Below are 680 nucleotides of genomic sequence, written 5' to 3' on the forward strand. Positions count from 1 at the left end.
GCGCCTGGCTGTCGAAGCCGCTGTCCTCGCGTAACAGGATCGGTTGCTTGGTCAGGCATTGGGCGCGAGGCAGTACCCGCTCCAGGAAGGCGTTGCTCTCCTTCATGGTGTGCTGCTTGCCAGGCCGCAGTTCCAGACCCAGGCACCACCCTTCGTTGCCCAGATAGGCGGCGATCGGGGTGTAGCCATCGACCTTCTGGTAGGTCCGCGAGACGCCTTCCTTCTTCGAGTTGCTGTTGTCCATGACGAAGGTGTCGATGTCCAGGCAGACGTGCGTCGTCTCGGCGGTGATCGGTGCTTCGATCAGTGACAGCAGGGTCGTGGACCAGGTGGCGGTGCGCGCCTGCAGGTCGTTGGCGGCAAGTTTCTCCAGCCGCTGTCGCAGCGTCGCCGCGCTCGGCACCTTCTGCAGGGTCAGCAGTTGTTGGAAGGGCTTGTCGCGGCGGAAGTTCTCGACAGCGTCATAGTCGCTCATGCCCAGACACAGCAGGCCCAGGTAGCTCTTGATCACGTCACTGGTGCGCATGCCCAGCGTGGTGGGGAAGCGGCTGTCGATGCTGTCGACGCCAGCGATCTCGAAGCATTGCCCGATGATGGACAGCCCGGCGTGGCTGGTGAGGGTGCGGCGACTGGCGCGGAATTTGACGTTGGGCATGGCACTGTCTGGGTGAATGGCGATA

1 protein-coding gene is annotated in these 680 nt (G+C 63.2%); it reads right to left on the reverse strand.

The genetic code is table 11. From position 1 onward, the window contains the following. Positions 1 to 655, reverse strand: a 655-nt coding sequence (locus CCD76_RS19455) for a transposase (protein WP_179208980.1), incomplete at its 3' end; no start/stop codon positions are given. Positions 656 to 680 lie beyond the last annotated feature (25 nt).

The sequence above is a fragment of the Salinicola salarius genome, from assembly GCF_002179555.1.
Taxonomy (GTDB): Bacteria; Pseudomonadota; Gammaproteobacteria; order Pseudomonadales; family Halomonadaceae; genus Salinicola; species Salinicola salarius_A.